General features: G+C 33.4%; 2 protein-coding genes. Both read right to left on the bottom strand.

Annotation, left to right across the window (positions count from 1 at the left end):
- Window positions 1–78 precede the first annotated feature (78 nt).
- Window positions 79–1302: an XRE family transcriptional regulator gene (locus DW085_RS18650; protein WP_117459757.1), complete on the bottom strand. Its 1224-nt coding sequence runs from the start codon at window positions 1300–1302 to the stop codon at window positions 79–81.
- A gap of 93 nt (window positions 1303–1395) precedes the next feature.
- Complete coding sequence (locus DW085_RS18645) at window positions 1396–2364, bottom strand: hypothetical protein (protein WP_118494349.1); 969 nt, start codon at window positions 2362–2364, stop codon at window positions 1396–1398.
- Window positions 2365–2518: the final 154 nt, after the last annotated feature.

Below are 2518 nucleotides of genomic sequence, written 5' to 3'. Positions count from 1 at the left end.
ATTTTATATCTATATAACCTATATTTACATTGTAGCATTTAGCTTTAAACTTGTCTTTAACTTTCTCCATAAAATAAATTATTGCTTTTCTAAAACATCGTCATTCTCTTGTGGAATAGCGGTATCTATTCGTTCTTCTATGGTTGATTTTTCTAATTGTAATAAGTGTTTATGCTTGTCTTTAAGTTCTGCCTGTTCAATCATATCTTTTAGTATCGTTGTATGATTTTCTCTGTCTAATGCCTGTACCATTTTTATGGTTGGTGCAACCTGTCTTTGTAACCAATGCAACGCTTTTTGTAAAGTATAAGGTTCTGGCTTTGTAGTTAAGCGTATCGGTTCTCTGTTTTCCCCTACAAACCATGCCCAATCATCATTTGTTTTCCATTGATTTTTTGGCTTGTCGTCCTCTCTGTCAACAAAGCGGACATAATGATTGATGATAGAAAAAGCAGTGCGTTCAGCGTCCCGATAAGTCAGTAAATCTACAACCGCATAATAGGCTCGTTCATTCTTCATGCGTATTTCAAAGCGGTTCTTAATCTCCGTATCTTCAACTTCTATGCTATTCTTGACATACTGCTCATAATTTTTCTGATAAGCACACATATATAATTCACTGCTTGTTGAACCGAGATATAAGGTTTCTCCTGTATTCTTTGGTAAATCGCTACCACATTTTTCCGTACCGCTGTAATCTTTCTGCATACGAAAGTAGGAGATACATTCGCCAGCCTTGTATTTTTCCTTTAACTTTGGAATATCCAATATTCCTGCTTTATCATTGATTGCCAAGTCAAGCCGTTTCATCTTACCACCTGCCGTTAAACAATCAAGCATGAAGTCATACCATGAGCGTTCCTGTGCCAATAGATAACTTTCCATTTGACGACAGCCTCTGCCTTTCAGTTCCAATAAAACACCTAAATGCTCTTGCATGGAACACATGACATTGATGTCGCCTAAAACATATTTGCTTTCATATCCGTATTTTCCATAATCTTCATAAAGCATATAATCGGGTTTTAGTTGTAATACATCACGGATAATCGCCAATGCGTCCGTAGTAGGAAAGCGAACACGGAAGTAATCAATCAACAGGAATAGTGGTTCTTGTGGATTGAAACGCTCAATCTGTTTTTCTATGACTCCTTTTAATTCGTCATTCAATGGCTGTTTCCCTTTTTCAATGCGGTTGTAATATTCACGGCTGATACCACAAGCAACAGCAAGCCTTGTTTGTGTTACTCCGTATTCCTCACGCTTTTGTCTTAATTCTTCAATAAAGTTTTTATCATTCATTCTTTAATTCCTCCAATCAAAAAAGGCAACTACCATTTACTGATAATTGCCTATCATTAAAAATCCGTATAGAAAAAGCAGTCAATCCTAAGACTAACTGCTCTGATTGCTATGAAGTGCTTGTATTTTCTTTACCACTTCTTGCCTATAATTTTCAATATCCAAAACTCTTTTTTTACCTGCTGTTAAATACATAATCGGTAAATCAATTTTTTCAAAATCATTCAACAATAATAACGGTTCTTCAAAAATGCAAAACGGTTGTCCTATTTGACAACTAGTGCTTTCTTGATAAATTCTAAAATCCTCAAATAAAAATTCATTTTGAGGAAGTGTAATATTTTTAACTTCTTCTCTATACAAGTATCTTGCAAAGTTATACAATCCAAATGCAAAAAAGGAAATTTTTCTTGTAAATGGATTTTCTCCATAATCTTTTGATTTTCTATGTGCTTTACAGAGATTAGCCAATTCCAATGAGAATTTTTCCCAATTTTTTTCTATTAGTGCAAGGAAACCGTTTATCACAGCTTTTTCTTCTGCTGTATGTTTATTTTGAAGAAATTCTTTACTTTCATCAATCACATATTGTTTCCACATAGGTTCTTGATAATACAGATACATCACTAAATTTGTGATACTGCATGCAGACTTTAACCCATTCTTACTAAGTCCGTTTTCTTTTGGAAATATTTTTTCAATGTCACGAAAGCGGTTTGCACAGAATATATGTGGTAAAATATTCCAAGCGTGAATGGAATGGTCGCAACCGCTGTTTGTTATTGTGAGTTGTCCCCATGTTACTGCCGAATTGAACGCATTATTTAAATAGCTCATATCCTTTTCTTGTAATGCTAAGTAACTTCCTAAATAAACAATCTTTTTTCCGAAATTTTTATGCAATAATTTCAGCCATATAATAATCTGTTCTTCTGGCTTTTTACTTTGACAGTATTTCGTATACTTCTTTAATCGCTCATCAATATATGCGTTCATGTTGGCATATCCAAACATTTTATCCACATTTTGTAAATATAGTTTGATAAGTTCCTTTTTTTCCATAGAGTACCTCGTTTCACTTATAAAATTTTGCTATTTGCTACATAAATGCTTTCAATCCCATTAGAATAAGTATAATAGCAATTATATACACCCCACTTATCCCAATTATAAGTGTCATAATAAAATTGAAAACAATACAAACTTTCTTCTGATT

Source organism: Clostridium sp. AF50-3, assembly GCF_003477445.1.
In the GTDB taxonomy this organism is placed as follows: domain Bacteria; phylum Bacillota; class Clostridia; order Lachnospirales; family Lachnospiraceae; genus Otoolea; species Otoolea fessa.
This window is presented reverse-complemented; position numbering and strand designations above follow the sequence as displayed.

What these genes read in the sequence shown, in the direction of transcription:
- DW085_RS18645 (WP_118494349.1), bottom strand. Translation starts at nt 2,364, where the DNA reads ATGGAAAAAAAGGAACTTATCAAACTATATTTACAAAATGTGGATAAA.
- DW085_RS18650 (WP_117459757.1), bottom strand. Translation starts at nt 1,302, where the DNA reads ATGAATGATAAAAACTTTATTGAAGAATTAAGACAAAAGCGTGAGGAA.